The sequence below is a fragment of the Pantoea sp. X-Soil-ISGK-275 genome (genome assembly GCF_059730795.1).
Map to the genome: position 1 here is coordinate 1,804,229 of NZ_AP035976.1, position 16,863 is coordinate 1,821,091.

Genomic DNA, 16,863 nt, shown 5'->3' on the forward strand with positions numbered 1-16,863 from the left:
GCATTGAGGACATAGCAATGCGGGAATATACGCAATCACGGGACTGGAATCATGTCGGAAAATCACAACCTCTATGCTGCACTGCCTGACACTGAGTTGGCAGAGCATTTTCGCAATGCAGACAGTACGCTAAAAAACGAAGCTGCCGTATTGGATAGGGTTATCCGCCACGTGCTGGCCACGGAAGGACGAGTCAGTAATAAATCGATTATTCTTTGTCTGATTATGGCGCTGGAAACCGCAGAAAGTGATGCTGAAGCCGATGTGCTGCGCAAAACGCTGGAAATTGTGGTGGGCTATACGCCTGACGACGCCTGATATTCTTCTCTGTCCCCCATGCGGGGACAATCTCATTACTCCTTTCGTAAGAGAGCCAACCGGCGTTTTGCTTTACCAATGTTAATTCTGTGTAACCAAGTGCGAAACTGTTTTAACTGGATATGTGACGCAATCTCAGTAGAAAGCGTGCAAATATAAAGTTGACTCTGGGTATGGTTATTGGTGCCGGTGGCGTAAATTTCGCTTTTATTATCACGCTGTTGTAATTCAATTCCTGTGAAGTGTAAATCTCCCCACAGCTGCAGAATGGCCTCGAACTTTTTAAAGTCCATCATGATTACCTTATTATTTTGACTTATTATGGAGTATTGCTGGCTCGATACAACATAAACAATTAAGCCAGCATCTTTGATTATTAAATTATGGATAGTCGCGTTTAGGCGCAGACCTCCTCATCCATTTGCGTTTATTACCGCTTTGCTTATCCATGGCTAATGCGCTGGCGCTAGCCGGATCAAACAGCGACAAACTTTCTATTTGATGCACCATAATCACTTTGCGAAACTCAAGGGCATTTTTCGGCGACGAAGAGAAATCAATGTCGTGATTGTGGTACCACAAACTGTAATTATGCTCGATCGCCAGGTTGAGCGTGCGTGAATCGCGATAGCCACTTAGCATCGGGATCAACACAATATTGGCGGTATTCGGATACTCAAACGTTGCTGCATGAATCATACCGATATAAATACGGCGCGATTTCAGCGTAACCCACGCCAGTTCGCCTTCTTCCATGCACTGCAGCAATAACTGTTCAATGCCGTTGGAACGTGAAAGCCGCTGATACAGCTCTTTGCGCCCGCCGGCGTTAAGCCGGGCGCTCACCGCCCAATTGGAGCGATACATGCAGAAGAGGATGGCAAAGGCCAGCATCAATACCACCGGCGCCTGAATGCCTAAAAAACTCCACGTCATGAAGTCGACATTCCAGTGGACATTTTCTGCCGAAGTCAGGGCAAAGGCATTGTTCACACCGGATGCGGCCAGCAGAATCAGCCAGATAATGGCGGTCGCCAACACGCCTTGCAGTACAAATATGCAGCCATACAGTGCAATAAGAAAATAGACATCCCAGCCAAAAGAGCGCTTAATTTTCAAACGGCTCGACATGTCGCGGCTAGTATACCAATAACCGCATACCATCATTACCATAAATATCGCCGTGCCCATCTAAATATCCTTTAATGTGCTGACATGATGGGCAAAATCGCGCTGTACTTCAGGACTCAATGGATTAACCGAAGCGTTGCCGTCTTCATCAATAATAATTCTGTCACCTTCCTCAATCGATTCCTGAATGTCCTGGCGCGTCATGACTTGCACTAATGATTCGGGACTACCAAAAAGAGAGGTTAAAAAGCCAAACATAGCAGGATCCTTTATATTTCATATCAACATGAACTATGGCACATCCTGCAAAGAGAACGCCTCATATCCGAATATTAAGCAAAATTCCAGATTAATCTGCCGATAGAGTTAGCGTAATTGGCGATAAACAGGGAATAACCGATGCGGCTAATAAATGGCAATGCTGTTCATTCAGCATTGCCTGATTGACATTAATCAGAACAGTTCACGATAAAGTGATCTAATCATCTCGACGCTGCACTCACGCGGATTGCCCGGCGTACACACATCAGCGAAGGCGGCGGCGGCGAGCGCATCCACATCCTGCTCCTGCATGCCGATATCACGCAGTCTGAGCGGAATACCGATATCGTGGTTCAGGGTGATCACCGCATCAATCGCCAGCGCACGTGCGTCGGCTAATGAACAGGCATAGGCACCTTCCATGCCGAGTGCATGCGCGATAGCGCGGTATTTCTCGCCGGTATGTTCGGCATTGAACGCCATGATGTGCGGCAGCAGTACCGCATTGGCGATGCCGTGCGGCGTGCCGTAAAACGCGCCCAGCGGGTGCGCCATACCGTGCACCAGACCGAGTCCGACATTCGAGAAGCCCATCCCGGCGATGTACTGACCCAGCGCCATATCGGCAACGCCCGCAGGCACGCCTTTGACCGAGTCACGCAGCGAGCGGCCAATAATTTCAATCGCCTTGAGATGGAACATATCGGTGAGCTCCCACGCACCGCGCGTGATGTAGCCTTCAATGGCGTGCGTCAGCGCATCGACACCGGTGGCCGCTTTCAGGCTGGCGGGCATGCTGGCCATCATGTCGGGATCGATGATGGCAATCGCCGGAATATCGTGCGGGTCGTAGCAGACGAACTTGCGCTTCTTCTCTTCATCGGTGATGACGTAATTGATGGTGACTTCCGCTGCGGTGCCTGAGGTAGTCGGCACCGCAATGATCGGCACAGAAGGATTACGCGTGGCGGCACCGCCTTCCAGCATGCGCACATCGCTGAACTCGGGGTTGGCAATCATCATGCCGATGGCTTTGCAGGTATCCTGCGGCGAGCCGCCGCCCACCGCGATCAGATAATCGGCACCCGAACGGCGAAAAGCATCGACGCCCGCATGCACCACATCAACGGTGGGATTAGGAATCACGTCATCATATATTTCAAAACTGAGGTCGTGCTGCGTCAGCAGATCGGTAATGCGGGTGGCGACAGCAAACTTGATCAAATCTTTGTCGGTAACCACCAACGCTTTAGTAAAACCGCGCTTGTGAATCTCATCGACAATCGAATTAATCGCGCCCGCACCGAAATAAGCGGTCTCATTGAGGATCATTCTGTTAATCATATTAATTACCTTCACGTAGATGCCAGATTTAATTTTTTTCGATTAAATTCATCAAGATAAGAAGATTTAACCGTATCCAGATTTACGGGGTAATTAAGAGGGAGATATTGCGTTACCTCAATAAAAACGCGGTTTCCACTTAATGAAATACCCGACAGAAATTACGAGCCTAAACGCAAGGTCTCGGCACGCTTCGCGGTGTCGTAGACATATTGCAGCATCGGTTCCAGATCGGTGTCGGGCCCGGAGCTGATGATCTTGGCGCGCAGCCACTCAATCTCGCTGGTGATATCCGGCGGGAAAATGGTGTTGTTCTGCGCATTACGCAGCCATTTCAGCAGGAAGTTATTCTTGCCGCGTATACCGCCAGACTTCTTGTTTTTGGCGTTGATTTTCAGGGCGACCAGAATGCAGTAATAGAAATGAACGCGTTGGCTATAGCTCTGCGGGATCATCGTCGTTCCCCCGCCATGACATATGAAAAATGTGATGTCGATCGGTTTTCCATCATCTGGATTCCTGCCTGAATGAATCTAAAAGCCGTGATCTATGCGGTTCAGGGCTCTATTTCCGCGCTGTAGCCGCACGGTAAACGCACCATATGATAATCCGCGCGACGGATGCAAGTCGGCATAATCCGGGAATTGAGGCGGGAGAAGGGCGTAATACTGCCAGAAATAAGCGAAGCGGTTGAAAAACCCGTGAGGCGATTCTTTTGCGGCATAACCCCTAAAACTGCCACTTAACCTATAGCGAAGCCGCATGAATCTGGCAATATCGTGATCTGCGTCTACACTTAAATCTGACGATGTTCGCAGTCAGCCTGGCGAGTGAGTTCAAATGATGTTTGTTTGTGGAGAGTTATCTATCGAAATTCCGTGTTATCTGCAAAACCTCCTCGCGCACACTTCTGCGGTTGTAACCGCCTCGATCGCCCAGCCAGTCTCCGAACATCCTGTGATGGTAAATTCCACAAGACAGGAGAAGAGTCGTGACCCCCGCGGTTAATCAGAACAGCACCTTGCCGTCGTTAAGTGGCGGACTTTATGCCTTCTTTTTTGATGTCGACGGCACGCTGGCAGCGATTCAGTCGCAGCCCGAGTCGGTCTCCATTCCCGCCTCGGTACGCCAGCTCCTGCAACAAATTTCCAATCTCAGCCACGGCGCAGTCGCGTTGGTTTCCGGACGTCCAATTGCGCAACTTGATGCCTTAGTGGCGCCGCTCGAAACGCCAGCCGCTGGCGTGCACGGTGCAGAACGCCGCGATGCGGCGGGACGTGTACATCGCCACAGCTTGCCGGGCGATGTGGCGCAAACGCTGCAAACCGAACTGCAGCAGACGCTGGATCAATGGCCGAATACGCTATTAGAAGTGAAAGGCATGGCGTTTGCGCTGCACTATCGCAATGCGCCGCAGTATGAAAACGCCATCATGCAGCTGGCCGAAGACGCGGCCGCACGCTTTCCCGAGCTGACGCTGCAGCCAGGCAAATGCGTGGTGGAACTGAAGCCGCAAGGCATCGATAAAGGTGCCGCCGTGCGTGAATTTATGCAGGAAGCGCCCTTTGCCGGACGCATTCCGGTATTTGTGGGAGACGACCTGACAGACGAAAAAGGATTCCTCGCGGTCAACGCCATGCAGGGCATTTCTGTCAAAGTCGGTGAAGGGGCCAGCCATGCACGCTATCGCCTCGACAGCGTTGAGGCCGTATGGCACTGGCTTGAACAACTATTATTACAACTAGAACATGACAATGTGGGTAAGGAGTTTAGGTTATGAGTCGTTTAGTCGTCGTATCTAACCGTATCGCGATTCCCGATGGTAGCAAGGCCAGCGCAGGCGGGCTTGCTGTCGGTATTTTGGATGCTCTGCGAGATACCGGAGGATTATGGTTTGGCTGGAACGGAGAGATCAGCGAATTCTCGGGTGAAGAGGAAGATGAAGAACTTTCGCAGATCGAAAAAGACGGCATTACCTATGCCTCACTGCCGCTGAATCAAAACGATTACGATCAATATTATCTCCAGTTCTCCAATACCGTGATTTGGCCGGCTTTCCACTATCGTCTCGATCTGGTGCAGTATCAGCGCGAAGCCTGGGATGGCTATTGCCGCGTCAACACCTTGCTGGCACAGCGCCTTAAACCGCTGCTGAAACCTGACGATATTCTGTGGATCCACGATTACCATCTGTTGCCGTTTGCTGCCGAGCTGCGCAAACAGGGCATTAATAACCGCATTGGATTCTTTCTGCATATCCCGTTCCCAACGCCTGAGATCTTCAACGCGTTGCCGCCGCATCAGGAACTGCTGGAAATGCTGTGCGACTACGACCTGCTGGGTTTCCAGACAGAATCCGACCGCGTTGCCTTCCTTGATAGCCTGAGCCAGCTAACGCAGCTGCAGAATAAAGGAGAGAAGAAGCATCGCGCCTTCGGTAACACCTTTATGACCGAGGTCTATCCGATTGGTATTGAGCCGGACACCATTAAAGAGATGGCGGAAGGGCCGTTGCCACCGAAAATGGCGGCGATGAAACGTGATTTGGGCGATCTGCAGAACATCATCGCCTGCGAGCGTCTGGATTACTCTAAAGGATTGCCGGAGCGTTTCCTCGCCTTTGAAGCCTTGCTGGCGAACTTCCCACAGCATCGCGGCAATGTTCGCTACTCGCAAATTGCGCCCACCTCGCGCGGCGACGTGCAGGCTTATCAGGACATCCGTCATCAGCTGGAAACGGAAGCAGGGCGCATCAACGGTAAATACGGCACGTTAGGCTGGACGCCGCTCTATTACCTCAATCAGCACTTTGATCGCCGCCTGTTAATGAAGATCTTCCGTCTCACCAACGTCGGCTTGATTACACCGCTGCGTGACGGCATGAATCTGGTGGCGAAAGAGTATGTGGCGGCGCAGGACCCGGATAACCCTGGCGTGTTGGTATTGTCACGCTTTGCTGGTGCGGCCAATGAGCTGACCTCGGCGCTAATCGTCAATCCGTACGATCGTGATGAGGTGGCAGCAGCGCTGGACCGCGCGTTGACCATGCCGCGTACCGAACGTATTTCGCGTTATAACGACATGATGGCGGTGTTGCGCAAACAGGATATTTCGCACTGGCGCGAAAGCTTCCTGAAAGATTTAAATACGTTGCCGGTACGCAGTGACGATCACGGCACGGCAAATAAAGTCGCTACCTTTCCGAAATTAGCGTAACACGCACCCAACATGTAGGGTCGCCATTAATGGCGACCTTGTTTCCAAGAACTCCCAGCCATCAATGACAACCTCCTCGCCAAAAAACGACCCGCCATTACGCCACCGATCACAACTTCATTTCTGCTTCACTGCACAGCGTTTTCACGCGCCATTCTAACTTCACGAAATCGATTTCATTTCTTTAAGCGCTAATGCGCTGACTCATCAGCAAAAAGCGCACATGTTGGTTAAAAAGAACGCAATCGAAAGGTAAAAAAAGCTTTTTTTCGTCTCAACCCTAAAGATCTCAGGTGGTACGCCGATAGTAAACGCGTAGCAAACCGAAAAAATGCCGATTCATTCATTTCTCTAATGTAACGCTCTGTTACATCCCCTGCCGCACGCTAAACACTCCCTACAATTCATTGACGGTTCCCAGGCGCTCTACGCCCAGTCTTCACGCTTCGCTAGCGTCTCGCTTTACGCCACAGGGGCAATATTCCCTGTAAGTGATTAATTTAGAAGCGAATAGTTTCGCGATAATTCAGAGTATTATGCTGCATATAATTCTTTATATGGCGCGTTATAGCACCCTAATTGCAACGAGGCAGATATCTGATCGCGTTGTAATGACAATCTTCCGCAGAGCCTAAAATCCGCCTTACTTCAGCAAATTATTAAAGAAATAATCAGAAATCGCGCAAAAAACAGACAACAGAAAAGCGATGCTGAAGGGTTGGCGAAAAAATTTGCCTTAAAAGTGTGACGCAGATCACACTTTATCTAAAATTTCGCGCCACTCACGTTGTATGTCGAAATCAGACGATATAGATTTGCCTTGTTTTCAGATTAGTCTTAAAAAACTGTAAGCAGACGTCACGGAAGATGGTTACTACTCAAGCAAAGAATGGCCTGGAGTTTTGATTACTACTGATCAGTGTCCTGACGGGAAGTGAAACAGTTAGGTACGCGTTGGCTCAAGCCTGATTATTTTTTGCCATCTTTAGATTTACCAACCAGCAGCCCGAACCATAGAACAATTTAATTCTGTGGCCGTATATGTGTCGCGTCTATCAGGATGGAAAAAATGGGTACATCAGAATTACTAAAACATATATATGACATCAATTTGTCATATTTGCTTCTTGCTCAGCGTTTAATTAACCAGGAAAAAGCTTCAGCAATGTTTCGTTTAGGCATCGATGAATCGATGGCTGATGCATTGTCGCAATTAACCTTACCTGAAATGGTAAAATTAGCGGAAACCAATCAACTGGTTTGCCAGTTCCGTTTTACCGATCACAACCATATTAATCGTCTGACTCAAGAGTCACGCGTGGATGACTTGCAGCAAATCCACACCGGTATTTTATTATCCAGCCGCCTGCTGCGGAATGCGTCTAAAGATGACGTCTCCGCGAAGAAGAGGGCCGTTTAATGACCGAAAAAAGTATTGTTCAGGAAGCGCGCGATATTCAGCTGGCAATGGAGCTGATTACGTTGGGCGCACGACTGCAAATGCTGGAGAGTGAAACGCAGCTGAGCCGTGGTCGCCTGATTAAACTGTATAAAGAACTGCGTGGTGCTCCACCACCGAAAGGCATGCTGCCATTCTCTACTGATTGGTTCATGACCTGGGAACAAAACATCCACTCTTCTATGTTCTGTAACGCCTGGCAGTTCCTGCTGAAAACTGGGTTGAACAGCGGCGTTGAAGCGGTAATCAAAGCTTATCGCTTGTATCTTGAGCAGTGTCCGCAATCGGACGAGGGCCCGCTGTTGGCGCTAACGCGTGCATGGACCCTGGTGCGATTCGTTGAAAGCGGCATGCTGGAACTGTCTGACTGTAAGTGCTGTGGTGGAAGCTTTATTAACCACGCGCACCAGCCCGTCGGCAGCTTTGTCTGCAGCCTGTGCCAGCCGCCATCACGTGCCGTAAAAAGACGTAAACTTTCTGCAGATTCTGCCGATACCTTTCCACAACTGCTGGATGAACAGGTTAAACGCGCCGTTTAAGTTTGTTCGCATCGTGGAAAACATCCAGCAGCGGTTAATACCGCTGCTTTTTTTTTGCCTGCGATAAACGAATAACACCTGCGGCTCTCTGGCTTAACTTCCATCAACACGTTACGGACGTAAGGATTTTTTGTGCTGATAATTCTGGGTTATATCGTGGTCGTCGGCTCCGTGTTGGGCGGCTACGCGATGGTCGGCGGACATTTAGGCGCGCTCTATCAACCGGCGGAGCTGATCATTATCGGCGGTGCCGGTATTGGTGCTTTTTTAGTCGGCAATAATGGCAAATCGATTAAGAAAACATTAAAAGCGCTGCCATTGTTAATGCGCGGCTCGAAATATAACAAAGCCGTGTACATGGATTTAATGGCGCTGCTGTATCGCCTGATGGCGAAATCGCGTCAGCAAGGCATGTTGTCATTAGAACGCGACATTGAAGATCCCAGCCAGAGTGAAATTTTCGCTAACTATCCGCGTATTTTGTCCGATAAACAGTTAGTCGATTTTATTACCGATTATTTGCGTTTAATGGTCAGCGGAAATATGAACGCCTTCGAAATCGAAGCGTTGATGGATGAAGAGATCGAGACCTACGAACACGAGTGCGAAGTACCCGCGCAAAGTATATCGGCGGTGGGTGATGGCTTACCGGCTTTCGGTATTGTCGCGGCGGTAATGGGCGTGGTGCACGCACTGGCATCAGCCGACCGTCCGGCGGCCGAACTGGGTGCGTTAGTGGCCCACGCGATGGTCGGTACCTTCCTCGGCATTTTGCTGGCTTACGGCTTTATTTCTCCGCTGGCGTCGGTGCTGCGTCAGAAATGTGCCGAAACCACCAAGATGATGCAGTGCGTGAAGGTGACGTTGCTCTCCAGCCTCAATGGTTACGCGCCGCAAATCGCCGTGGAATTTGGTCGTAAAACGCTGTACTCCGCCGAGCGTCCCTCGTTCTCAGAGTTGGAAGAGCACGTGCGTAACGCCAAGAACCCGGCGAAACAAACTTCGGATGAGAATTCATGAAAGCAGGCAATCGCCCCATTGTGCTGGTTAAAAAGCGCAAACATAAAGGTCACCATGGGAGCCACGGTTCGTGGAAGATTGCCTATGCCGACTTTATGACGGCGATGATGGCGTTCTTTATGGTGATGTGGTTGCTCTCCATCTCCAGCCCCAAAGAGTTGGTCCAGATTGCGGAATACTTTAAAACGCCGTTGAAAGTGGCGTTGACCGGCGGTCAGCGCAGCAGCGACAGCGAAAGTCCGATCCCCGGCGGCGGCGACGATCCGACGCAGCAGAAGGGTGAAGTGAAGAAGATTGTCGATATGGATGCGCAGAAGAAGAAGCTGGAGGAGATCCGCCTGAATCGCCTGCGGGAAAAGCTCGACCAGCTGATTGAAGCCGATCCGCGTCTGAAAGCGCTGCGTCCGCACCTGATTATCAACATGGTGGAAGAGGGATTGCGCATTCAGATTATCGATAGCCAGAACCGCCCGATGTTTAAAACCGGCAGCGCGGACGTGGAGCCTTACATGCGCGACATCCTGCGCACCATCGCGCCGGTACTGAATGATATCCCGAACAAAATCAGCCTCGCGGGTCACACCGATGATTTCCAGTATGCCAACGGCGACCGTGGCTACAGCAACTGGGAACTGTCGGCGGATCGTGCCAATGCCTCACGGCGCGAGCTGGTGATTGGTGGCCTCGACGGCGCCAAAATGCTGCGTGTGGTCGGTATGGCCGACACCATGAAGCTGAAAAACCGTGGTGCTAATGATGCAGTCAACCGCCGCATTAGCCTGCTGGTGTTGAATCACGACACCGAAGCGGCGATTGAAAAAGAGAATGCCGAGAGCGATGCCGTTCAGGTGAGCGACCCGGCGCAAATTATTCCCGACATTACCGCACCCGCTGTACCGGCTGCGTCGACTGCCCCAACAGGTTCTACTGCGACACCGGCTGTGCCGGTTGCTGCAACGGCCCCTGCGGCAGCGGCGACGCCCACGGCGAGCGCGGTGACACCAGACCAACCCTCACAGCCGAGGTGATCCCGTGAGCATGGACATCAGCGATTTTTACCAGACGTTTTTCGATGAAGCCGATGAGCTGTTAGCGGATATGGAGCAACACCTGTTGGGACTTGATCCCCAGGAGCCCGATTCCGAGCAGTTGAATGCCATCTTCCGCGCCGCCCACTCCATCAAGGGCGGAGCCGGTACGTTTGGCTTTACGGTTTTACAGGAAACCACCCACATCCTGGAAAACATTCTGGATGGTGCGCGCCGCGGCGAGATGCAGCTCAGCACCGATATCATCAACCTGTTTTTGGAAACCAAAGATATTATGCAAGAACAGCTCGATGCCTATAAAACGGCGCAGGAGCCGAATGCAGAAAGCTTTAAATACATCTGCGAAGCGCTGCGTCAGCTGGCACTGGAAGCGAAAGGCATTGCGCCTGAAGCGCCCAAAGTCGCCGAAGTGGTTGAAATTGCTGCACCGGCAGCCGCCGCAGGTATGCGCCTGCAACTGGTTGACCTGAAAGAGAAAGAGCCGGAGCTGATGCTGGAAGAGCTCGGCAATCTGGGTACCGTCAGCAACGTGGTGAAAGGCGCCAATTCGCTGGAAGTTACCATTGATGGCGTCGGCAAAGATGACATCGTCGCGGTGCTCTGTTTTGTGCTGGATGAAGCACAGATCCACTTCCCGACAGGCGCAGCGGCCGTTACTGAAGCGCCGGTAGCGGAAGTGGCTGCCGAAGCGGTGCAAACCGCCACCGTGACCGATATTACGCCAGCGGTGAAACGTGAACCTAAGCGTGCCGCCGCACCGGCCAAAGGCAGCGAATCCAGCAGTATCCGCGTGGCCGTGGAGAAAGTGGATCAGCTGATTAACCTGGTTGGCGAGCTGGTGATCACCCAATCGATGCTGGCGCAACGCTCAGGCGCGCTGGATCCGGTGGCGCACGGCGACCTGCTGAACAGCATGGGTCAGCTGGAGCGTAATGCCCGCGATCTGCAGGAATCGGTGATGTCGATTCGTATGATGCCGATGGAGTATGTCTTCAGCCGCTTCCCGCGCCTGGTGCGCGATCTGGCCAGCAAGCTGGGCAAAGAAGTGGAACTGACGCTGCTCGGCAGCTCGACCGAACTGGATAAGAGCCTGATTGAACGCATCATCGATCCGTTAACGCATCTGGTGCGTAACAGCCTCGATCACGGCATCGAAACCCCGGAAAAACGTCTGGCCGCGAATAAAACTGCCGTCGGCAACCTGACGCTCTCTGCGGAACATCAGGGCGGCAACATCTGCATCGAAGTGATCGATGACGGTGCCGGTCTGAACCGCGAACGTATTCTGGCCAAAGCGTTGTCGTCTGGTCTGCCGGTCAGCGACAGCATGAGCGACGAAGAAGTCGGCATGCTGATTTTCGCGCCGGGCTTCTCCACCGCTGAGCAGGTCACCGACGTGTCGGGCCGTGGCGTGGGCATGGACGTGGTGAAACGTAATATTCAGGAGATGGGCGGTCACGTTGAAATCTCCTCGAAGCAGGGCAAAGGCACCACCATTCGCATCCTGCTGCCGCTGACGCTGGCGATCCTTGACGGCATGTCAGTGCGCGTGGCTAACGAAGTGTTCATTCTGCCGCTCAACGCGGTGATGGAATCGCTGCAGCCAACCGCCGAAGAGCTGAAACCGCTGGCCGGTGGCGAGCGCGTGCTGGAAGTGCGTGGCGAATATCTGCCGCTGGTAGAGCTGTGGAATGTGTTTGAGGTGCAGAACGCCAAAACCGACGCCACGCAAGGCATTGTGGTGATTCTGCAAAGCGCAGGCCGTCGCTATGCGCTGCTGGTTGATCAGCTGATTGGTCAGCATCAGGTGGTAGTGAAAAACCTTGAAAGCAACTATCGCAAAGTGCCGGGCATCTCTGCCGCCACCATTTTGGGCGATGGCAGCGTGGCGCTGATTGTGGATGTCTCAGCACTGCAATCGTTGAACCGTGAAAAGCGTGTGGCCGGTGCCGCAGCGTAATAGATAACGAAAGGGTAAAAAAATGACTGACATGGCAACCGTGACCAAAATCGCTGGCGAAACCGTGGGCCAGGAATTCTTAGTTTTCACACTGGGTGACGAAGAGTACGGCATCGACATTCTGAAAGTGCAGGAGATTCGTGGTTACGATCAGGTAACCCGCATCGCAAACACGCCGGAATTCATTAAAGGCGTGACCAACCTGCGCGGCGTGATCGTGCCGATCATCGACCTGCGCGTGAAATTCTCGCAGCCGGATGTGGTGTACAACGAGAACACCGTAGTGATCGTGCTGAATCTTGAGCATCGCGTGGTGGGCATCGTGGTCGATGGTGTTTCTGACGTGCTGTCGCTGACGCAAGAGCAGATTCGCCCTTCACCAGAGTTCGCCGTCACCATGTCTACCGAGTACCTGACCGGTCTGGGTGCGTTGGGTGAACGTATGCTGATTCTGGTCGACATCGAAAAGCTGCTGAGCAGCGAAGAGATGGCGCTGGTGGATAACCTGCGTACCGCATAATCCCCGCAACGGGCCGCGCTGCTGCGGCCCGTTATCATCACGAGCGTGAATTAATTCCTTACAAATCAATAACAAAGCCGCGAAAAACCTCTGCAATATCCCTCAATATTCTCCGCCTTTGGTCGATAACCGATCTGTACCATTTTTTCTTCATTTTCCAGGGCAAACTATGTTTACGAGAATCCGCGTGGTCACCAGCTTATTGCTGGTGTTGTTGGTGTTTGGCTTTTTACAGCTGGCATCCGGCTCACTGTTTTTCAAAGCGTTAAGCGATGACAAAAACAGTTTTAACGTTTCACAACTGGCGAGCAAAAACACTGCCGCCATCAACGATGCCTACATGAGCCTCAATCAGAGCCGTGTGGTGTTAACCCGCATTCAGCTGCGTATCGCAACCAGCAAACTCACCGGCAGCGAAGCGGATATCGCTGGTTTATATGACGACAGCAAAGCCTTCCAGAAAGAGGCCGCCGATAACTATCAGCTATTTAAAGCCACGCCGGACACGCCGGGACAGGATGCCGCGCTGAATAAACGTGTGGATGAAACCTATACCGCCTATGCCAGTGCGCTGGGCCAGTTGCAGGATGCGCTGGTAGCAAAAGATCTCGATCAGGCAGCCAAAGCGCCGGTTGCGCCGAGCCAAAACACCTTCCTGAAAGAGTATCGCCAGTGGCGTGCCGATCAGGATCGCCTGACCGCTGCGGGCGCCGAAGCGAACAGCTCTGCCTACGATCACATGATTTGGCTGTTAGGCGCGGTGCTGGCGATTGTGGTGGCGGTGATTGTGCTGTGCTGGTTCGGCATGCGCAAAATCCTCATCAAGCCGCTTAATGACAACATTCAGCATATTCAGCACATTGCGCAGGGCGATTTGACGCAGAGCATCGCGGTCGAAGGGCGTAACGAAATGAGCCAGCTGGCGGAAAGCCTGCATGAGATGCAACAGTCGCTGGTGCGCACGGTGAGTGATGTGCGTGACGGTTCGGATGCCATCTTTACCGGGGCGAGCGAAATTTCTGCGGGCAACAACGACCTCTCGGCACGTACCGAAGAGCAGGCGGCTTCACTGGAGCAGACCGCCGCCAGCATGGAACAGCTAACCGCCACCGTGAAGCAGAACGCCGAAAACGCGCGTCAGGCGTCGCAGCTGGCGCTGAGCGCCTCTGAAACCGCGCAGAAGGGCGGTGATGTGGTGCAAGGCGTGGTGCGCACCATGAGCGACATCGCCGGCAGTTCGAAGAAGATCGCCGACATCACCAGCGTTATCGATGGCATTGCCTTCCAGACCAATATTCTGGCGTTGAACGCGGCGGTAGAAGCGGCGCGCGCCGGTGAGCAAGGCCGTGGCTTTGCGGTGGTCGCGGGTGAAGTGCGTAACCTGGCGCAGCGCAGCGCGCAGGCGGCGAAAGAGATTAAAGGGTTGATTGAAGACTCCGTCAGCCGCGTGAACAGCGGATCTGAACTGGTGGGCACCGCCGGTGAGACCATGAGCGATATCGTTAATGCGGTAACGCGCGTCACCGACATCATGGGCGAAATTGCCTCGGCATCGGATGAGCAGAGCCGTGGTATCGATCAGGTTGGCCAGGCGGTGACGGAAATGGATCGCGTGACGCAGCAGAACGCCTCGCTGGTGGAAGAGTCTGCGGCGGCGGCGGCCTCGCTGGAAGAGCAGGCCAGTCGCCTGAGCCAGTCGGTGGCGGTGTTCCGCGTACCGCGCGCGGCACACGCGCAGCCGCAGGCCAGAAGCGGCGTGCGTCATCCGCAGATCGCACCACCCACGCTCGGCACACCGCGTAAAGCGCTGACCGCCGCGGCGGGGGAGAGTAACTGGGAGACGTTTTAAGTTTGGAGGGGTTGGTCCCTCACCCTAACCCTCTCCCAAACGTGGGAGAGGGAACTGTCCGAGCCAGCATGTGGCAGCGTCTCCCTCTCCCGCCTGCGGGAGAGGGCCGGGGTGAGGGACAACCCGCACAATACCCAATGCGCCCTCATCGCTCACCCGATAAAAGGCGCTTTTTTTTACTGTTAATTTCTTTAGTTATAAAACACTGCAATCATGCTCAAACGTAGAATTTTAATTCGTAAAGTAGCTTAAGCACCCTGAAATATTCAGATTACCGGTCGATAACTGGGGAAGCTGAAACGCATCCCTGGAGAACCCATGTTAAAACGAATCAATGTTGTGACCAGCCTCATCGCCGTATTGCTGGTGTTTGGCGCTTTACAATTACTGTCGGGTGGCCTGTTCTGGTCCGCCTTACAAAAAGATAAAGAGGCGTTTGCGGTAGCGCAGATCTCTTCCAACAACGTTGGCGCGATGTCAGACGCCTGGATTGAACTGAACCAAACCCGCACCGTGCTCAACCGCGCCATGTTGCGTATGCAGGGCACCATGGCCGCGCAGGCCAATGGCGGCCAACTGGCGGCGTTAATTGCGCAAACGGAAAAGCAGCTCAATGTCGCTGCCGGCCACTATCAACGCTACTACGACTTACCGGCCACGCCGGGCTTGCCGGACGCGCTGCGCGATAAGCTGGAAGCAAACTACGCCGCCTTTAACGACGGTTTGAAAGCGATGCTGGAACGCCTGAAAGCCAACGATCTGCAAGGCATGTTTGCGCAGAACATCGAAGCAAAACAGGTGGCGATGAAAGCCACTTACGAAGAGTGGCGCACTGAGCAAAGCAAATTAGCGGCAGAAGGCGTGGCGCAAAACCAGCGCGCCTTCCAGACCATGATGTGGTTGCTGGCGTCCGTAGCGCTGGTGGTGATTGCGGTGATCGTCGGCTGCTGGTTCGGCCTGCGTAGCGTGCTGATTCAGCCGCTGCATCAGCTGCTGGCGCATATTCGTCATATCGCCGCGGGCGATCTCACGCAACATATCGTGGTGGAAGGGCGCAATGAAATGAGCCAGCTGGCCGGCAGTCTGCACGAGATGCAGCAGTCGCTGGTTAGCACCGTTGGCAATGTGCGTGACGGTTCCGATGCGATTTTCACCGGCGCCAGCGAAATCGCCGCCGGGAATAACGATCTTTCGGCGCGTACCGAAGAGCAGGCCGCCTCACTGGAGCAGACTGCGGCCAGCATGGAGCAGCTCACCGCGACGGTGAAACAGAATGCCGAAAATGCGCGTCAGGCATCGCAGCTGGCACTCAGCGCGTCCGATACCGCACGCAAAGGTGGCGAGGTGGTCGATGGCGTGGTGCGTACCATGCAGGATATCGCCGGCAGTTCGAAGAAGATCGCCGACATTATCAGCGTGATCGATGGCATCGCCTTCCAGACCAATATCCTGGCGCTGAACGCGGCGGTAGAAGCAGCACGCGCCGGTGAACAGGGCCGTGGTTTTGCTGTAGTGGCTGGTGAAGTGCGCAACCTGGCGCAGCGCAGTGCGCAGGCGGCGAAAGAGATCAAAGGCTTGATCGAAGACTCGGTGAACCGCGTCAACAACGGTTCGCAGCTGGTTGGCACTGCCGGAGAGACCATGAATGATATCGTCGGCGCCGTCACGCGCGTCACCGATATTATGGGCGAAATCGCCTCGGCATCGGATGAGCAGAGCCGGGGTATCGATCAGGTAGGACAAGCGGTAACCGAGATGGACCGCGTCACCCAGCAGAATGCCTCGCTGGTGGAAGAGTCCGCCGCCGCTGCTGCGTCACTGGAAGAGCAGGCGAGCCGCCTGAGCCAGGCGGTTTCGGTGTTCCGCATTGCGCGCGCCGCCCAGGCAGTTAAAACAGCGCCTGTCCGACACACCATCAGTACACCGCGTAAAGCGGCTGCCGCGCCGGTGAGTGACGGTAATTGGGAGACGTTTTAAGTTTTGAGTCGTTTGTCCCTCACCCTAACCCTCTCCCACAAGTGGGAGAGGGAACTGTCCGAGCCTGCATATGGCTGCGTCTCCCTCTCCCGCCTGCGGGAGAGGGCCGGGGTGAGGGACAGCTAGCACTAGCCAAGCTGGTCCAACCCCTGCGAACACACATAAAGATCCCTCTTTAAGCGCCGATAACAGAGGCGTTCCGCCAACCAATGAGGTGTTT

General features: G+C 53.5%; 16 protein-coding genes. 11 read left to right on the top strand and 5 right to left on the bottom strand.

The features are described from left to right. The first annotated feature begins 51 nt into the window (after nucleotides 1–51). Nucleotides 52–318, top strand: coding sequence for a biofilm development regulator YmgB/AriR family protein (locus AC6I8A_RS08405; RefSeq protein WP_256696279.1), 267 nt, complete (start codon nucleotides 52–54; stop codon nucleotides 316–318). Between the two features lie 35 nt (nucleotides 319–353). Here the strand turns inward: AC6I8A_RS08405 and AC6I8A_RS08410 are convergent, their stop codons facing one another. The 5 genes from AC6I8A_RS08410 to AC6I8A_RS08430 form a co-directional block, all read right to left on the bottom strand. Next, nucleotides 354–614 (bottom strand): hypothetical protein, encoded by a 261-nt coding sequence (locus tag AC6I8A_RS08410; protein ID WP_256696280.1) that lies wholly within the window; start codon nucleotides 612–614, stop codon nucleotides 354–356. Nucleotides 615–699: 85 nt separating this feature from the next. Further along, nucleotides 700–1,509, bottom strand: coding sequence for a hypothetical protein (locus tag AC6I8A_RS08415; RefSeq protein WP_256696281.1), 810 nt, complete (start codon nucleotides 1,507–1,509; stop codon nucleotides 700–702). After that, entirely contained in the window at nucleotides 1,510–1,707 is a 198-nt protein-coding gene (locus tag AC6I8A_RS08420) for a hypothetical protein (RefSeq protein WP_008102837.1), read from the bottom strand. Between the two features lie 195 nt (nucleotides 1,708–1,902). Then, nucleotides 1,903–3,054, bottom strand: coding sequence for a lactaldehyde reductase (gene fucO / locus AC6I8A_RS08425; protein WP_497818305.1), 1,152 nt, complete (start codon nucleotides 3,052–3,054; stop codon nucleotides 1,903–1,905). A gap of 161 nt (nucleotides 3,055–3,215) precedes the next feature. After that, nucleotides 3,216–3,509 carry a hypothetical protein gene (locus AC6I8A_RS08430; RefSeq protein WP_436332959.1) on the bottom strand — a complete coding sequence of 98 codons (294 nt, stop codon included), beginning with the start codon at nucleotides 3,507–3,509 and terminating at the stop codon, nucleotides 3,216–3,218. Between the two features lie 536 nt (nucleotides 3,510–4,045). Here AC6I8A_RS08430 and otsB point away from each other — a divergent pair. From otsB to AC6I8A_RS08480, 10 genes are all read left to right on the top strand, one after another. Then, on the top strand, nucleotides 4,046–4,834 hold the full coding sequence (gene otsB, locus AC6I8A_RS08435; RefSeq protein WP_256696284.1) for a trehalose-phosphatase: 789 nt from the start codon (nucleotides 4,046–4,048) through the stop codon (nucleotides 4,832–4,834). Further along, nucleotides 4,831–6,270, top strand: coding sequence for an alpha,alpha-trehalose-phosphate synthase (gene otsA, locus AC6I8A_RS08440; protein WP_008102848.1), 1,440 nt, complete (start codon nucleotides 4,831–4,833; stop codon nucleotides 6,268–6,270). The genes otsB and otsA overlap by 4 nt, the downstream gene beginning before the upstream one ends. Nucleotides 6,271–7,339: 1,069 nt before the next feature. Beyond that, nucleotides 7,340–7,690: a flagellar transcriptional regulator FlhD gene (gene flhD / locus AC6I8A_RS08445; protein ID WP_008102850.1), complete on the top strand. Its 351-nt coding sequence runs from the start codon at nucleotides 7,340–7,342 to the stop codon at nucleotides 7,688–7,690. Beyond that, nucleotides 7,690–8,268, top strand: coding sequence for a flagellar transcriptional regulator FlhC (gene flhC / locus AC6I8A_RS08450; RefSeq protein ID WP_008102852.1), 579 nt, complete (start codon nucleotides 7,690–7,692; stop codon nucleotides 8,266–8,268). Before flhD ends, flhC begins: the two co-directional genes overlap by 1 nt. A 132-nt stretch (nucleotides 8,269–8,400) precedes the next feature. Continuing rightward, on the top strand, nucleotides 8,401–9,288 hold the full coding sequence (motA, locus tag AC6I8A_RS08455) for a flagellar motor stator protein MotA (protein WP_007891047.1): 888 nt from the start codon (nucleotides 8,401–8,403) through the stop codon (nucleotides 9,286–9,288). Then, entirely contained in the window at nucleotides 9,285–10,316 is a 1,032-nt protein-coding gene (motB, locus tag AC6I8A_RS08460; protein WP_479486950.1) for a flagellar motor protein MotB, read from the top strand. The genes motA and motB overlap by 4 nt, the downstream gene beginning before the upstream one ends. 10 nt (nucleotides 10,317–10,326) lie before the next feature. Further along, on the top strand, nucleotides 10,327–12,297 hold the full coding sequence (gene cheA, locus AC6I8A_RS08465) for a chemotaxis protein CheA (protein WP_497818938.1): 1,971 nt from the start codon (nucleotides 10,327–10,329) through the stop codon (nucleotides 12,295–12,297). A gap of 22 nt (nucleotides 12,298–12,319) precedes the next feature. Next, nucleotides 12,320–12,817 carry a chemotaxis protein CheW gene (gene cheW / locus AC6I8A_RS08470; protein ID WP_008102858.1) on the top strand — a complete coding sequence of 166 codons (498 nt, stop codon included), beginning with the start codon at nucleotides 12,320–12,322 and terminating at the stop codon, nucleotides 12,815–12,817. A gap of 169 nt (nucleotides 12,818–12,986) precedes the next feature. Beyond that, nucleotides 12,987–14,666, top strand: coding sequence for a methyl-accepting chemotaxis protein (locus tag AC6I8A_RS08475; RefSeq protein WP_497818306.1), 1,680 nt, complete (start codon nucleotides 12,987–12,989; stop codon nucleotides 14,664–14,666). A 318-nt stretch (nucleotides 14,667–14,984) separates the two neighbouring features. Beyond that, on the top strand, nucleotides 14,985–16,643 hold the full coding sequence (locus AC6I8A_RS08480; RefSeq protein ID WP_256696289.1) for a methyl-accepting chemotaxis protein: 1,659 nt from the start codon (nucleotides 14,985–14,987) through the stop codon (nucleotides 16,641–16,643). Nucleotides 16,644–16,863: the final 220 nt, after the last annotated feature.

Coding starts and splice junctions, on each gene's coding strand:
- AC6I8A_RS08405 (WP_256696279.1), top strand. CDS start 52: ATGTCGGAAAATCACAACCTCTATGCTGCACTGCCTGACACTGAGTTG.
- AC6I8A_RS08410 (WP_256696280.1), bottom strand. CDS start 614: ATGATGGACTTTAAAAAGTTCGAGGCCATTCTGCAGCTGTGGGGAGAT.
- AC6I8A_RS08415 (WP_256696281.1), bottom strand. CDS start 1,509: ATGGGCACGGCGATATTTATGGTAATGATGGTATGCGGTTATTGGTAT.
- AC6I8A_RS08420 (WP_008102837.1), bottom strand. CDS start 1,707: ATGTTTGGCTTTTTAACCTCTCTTTTTGGTAGTCCCGAATCATTAGTG.
- fucO (WP_497818305.1), bottom strand. CDS start 3,054: ATGATTAACAGAATGATCCTCAATGAGACCGCTTATTTCGGTGCGGGC.
- AC6I8A_RS08430 (WP_436332959.1), bottom strand. CDS start 3,509: ATGATCCCGCAGAGCTATAGCCAACGCGTTCATTTCTATTACTGCATT.
- otsA (WP_008102848.1), top strand. CDS start 4,831: ATGAGTCGTTTAGTCGTCGTATCTAACCGTATCGCGATTCCCGATGGT.
- flhD (WP_008102850.1), top strand. CDS start 7,340: ATGGGTACATCAGAATTACTAAAACATATATATGACATCAATTTGTCA.
- flhC (WP_008102852.1), top strand. CDS start 7,690: ATGACCGAAAAAAGTATTGTTCAGGAAGCGCGCGATATTCAGCTGGCA.
- motB (WP_479486950.1), top strand. CDS start 9,285: ATGAAAGCAGGCAATCGCCCCATTGTGCTGGTTAAAAAGCGCAAACAT.
- cheA (WP_497818938.1), top strand. CDS start 10,327: ATGGACATCAGCGATTTTTACCAGACGTTTTTCGATGAAGCCGATGAG.
- cheW (WP_008102858.1), top strand. CDS start 12,320: ATGACTGACATGGCAACCGTGACCAAAATCGCTGGCGAAACCGTGGGC.
- AC6I8A_RS08475 (WP_497818306.1), top strand. CDS start 12,987: ATGTTTACGAGAATCCGCGTGGTCACCAGCTTATTGCTGGTGTTGTTG.
- AC6I8A_RS08480 (WP_256696289.1), top strand. CDS start 14,985: ATGTTAAAACGAATCAATGTTGTGACCAGCCTCATCGCCGTATTGCTG.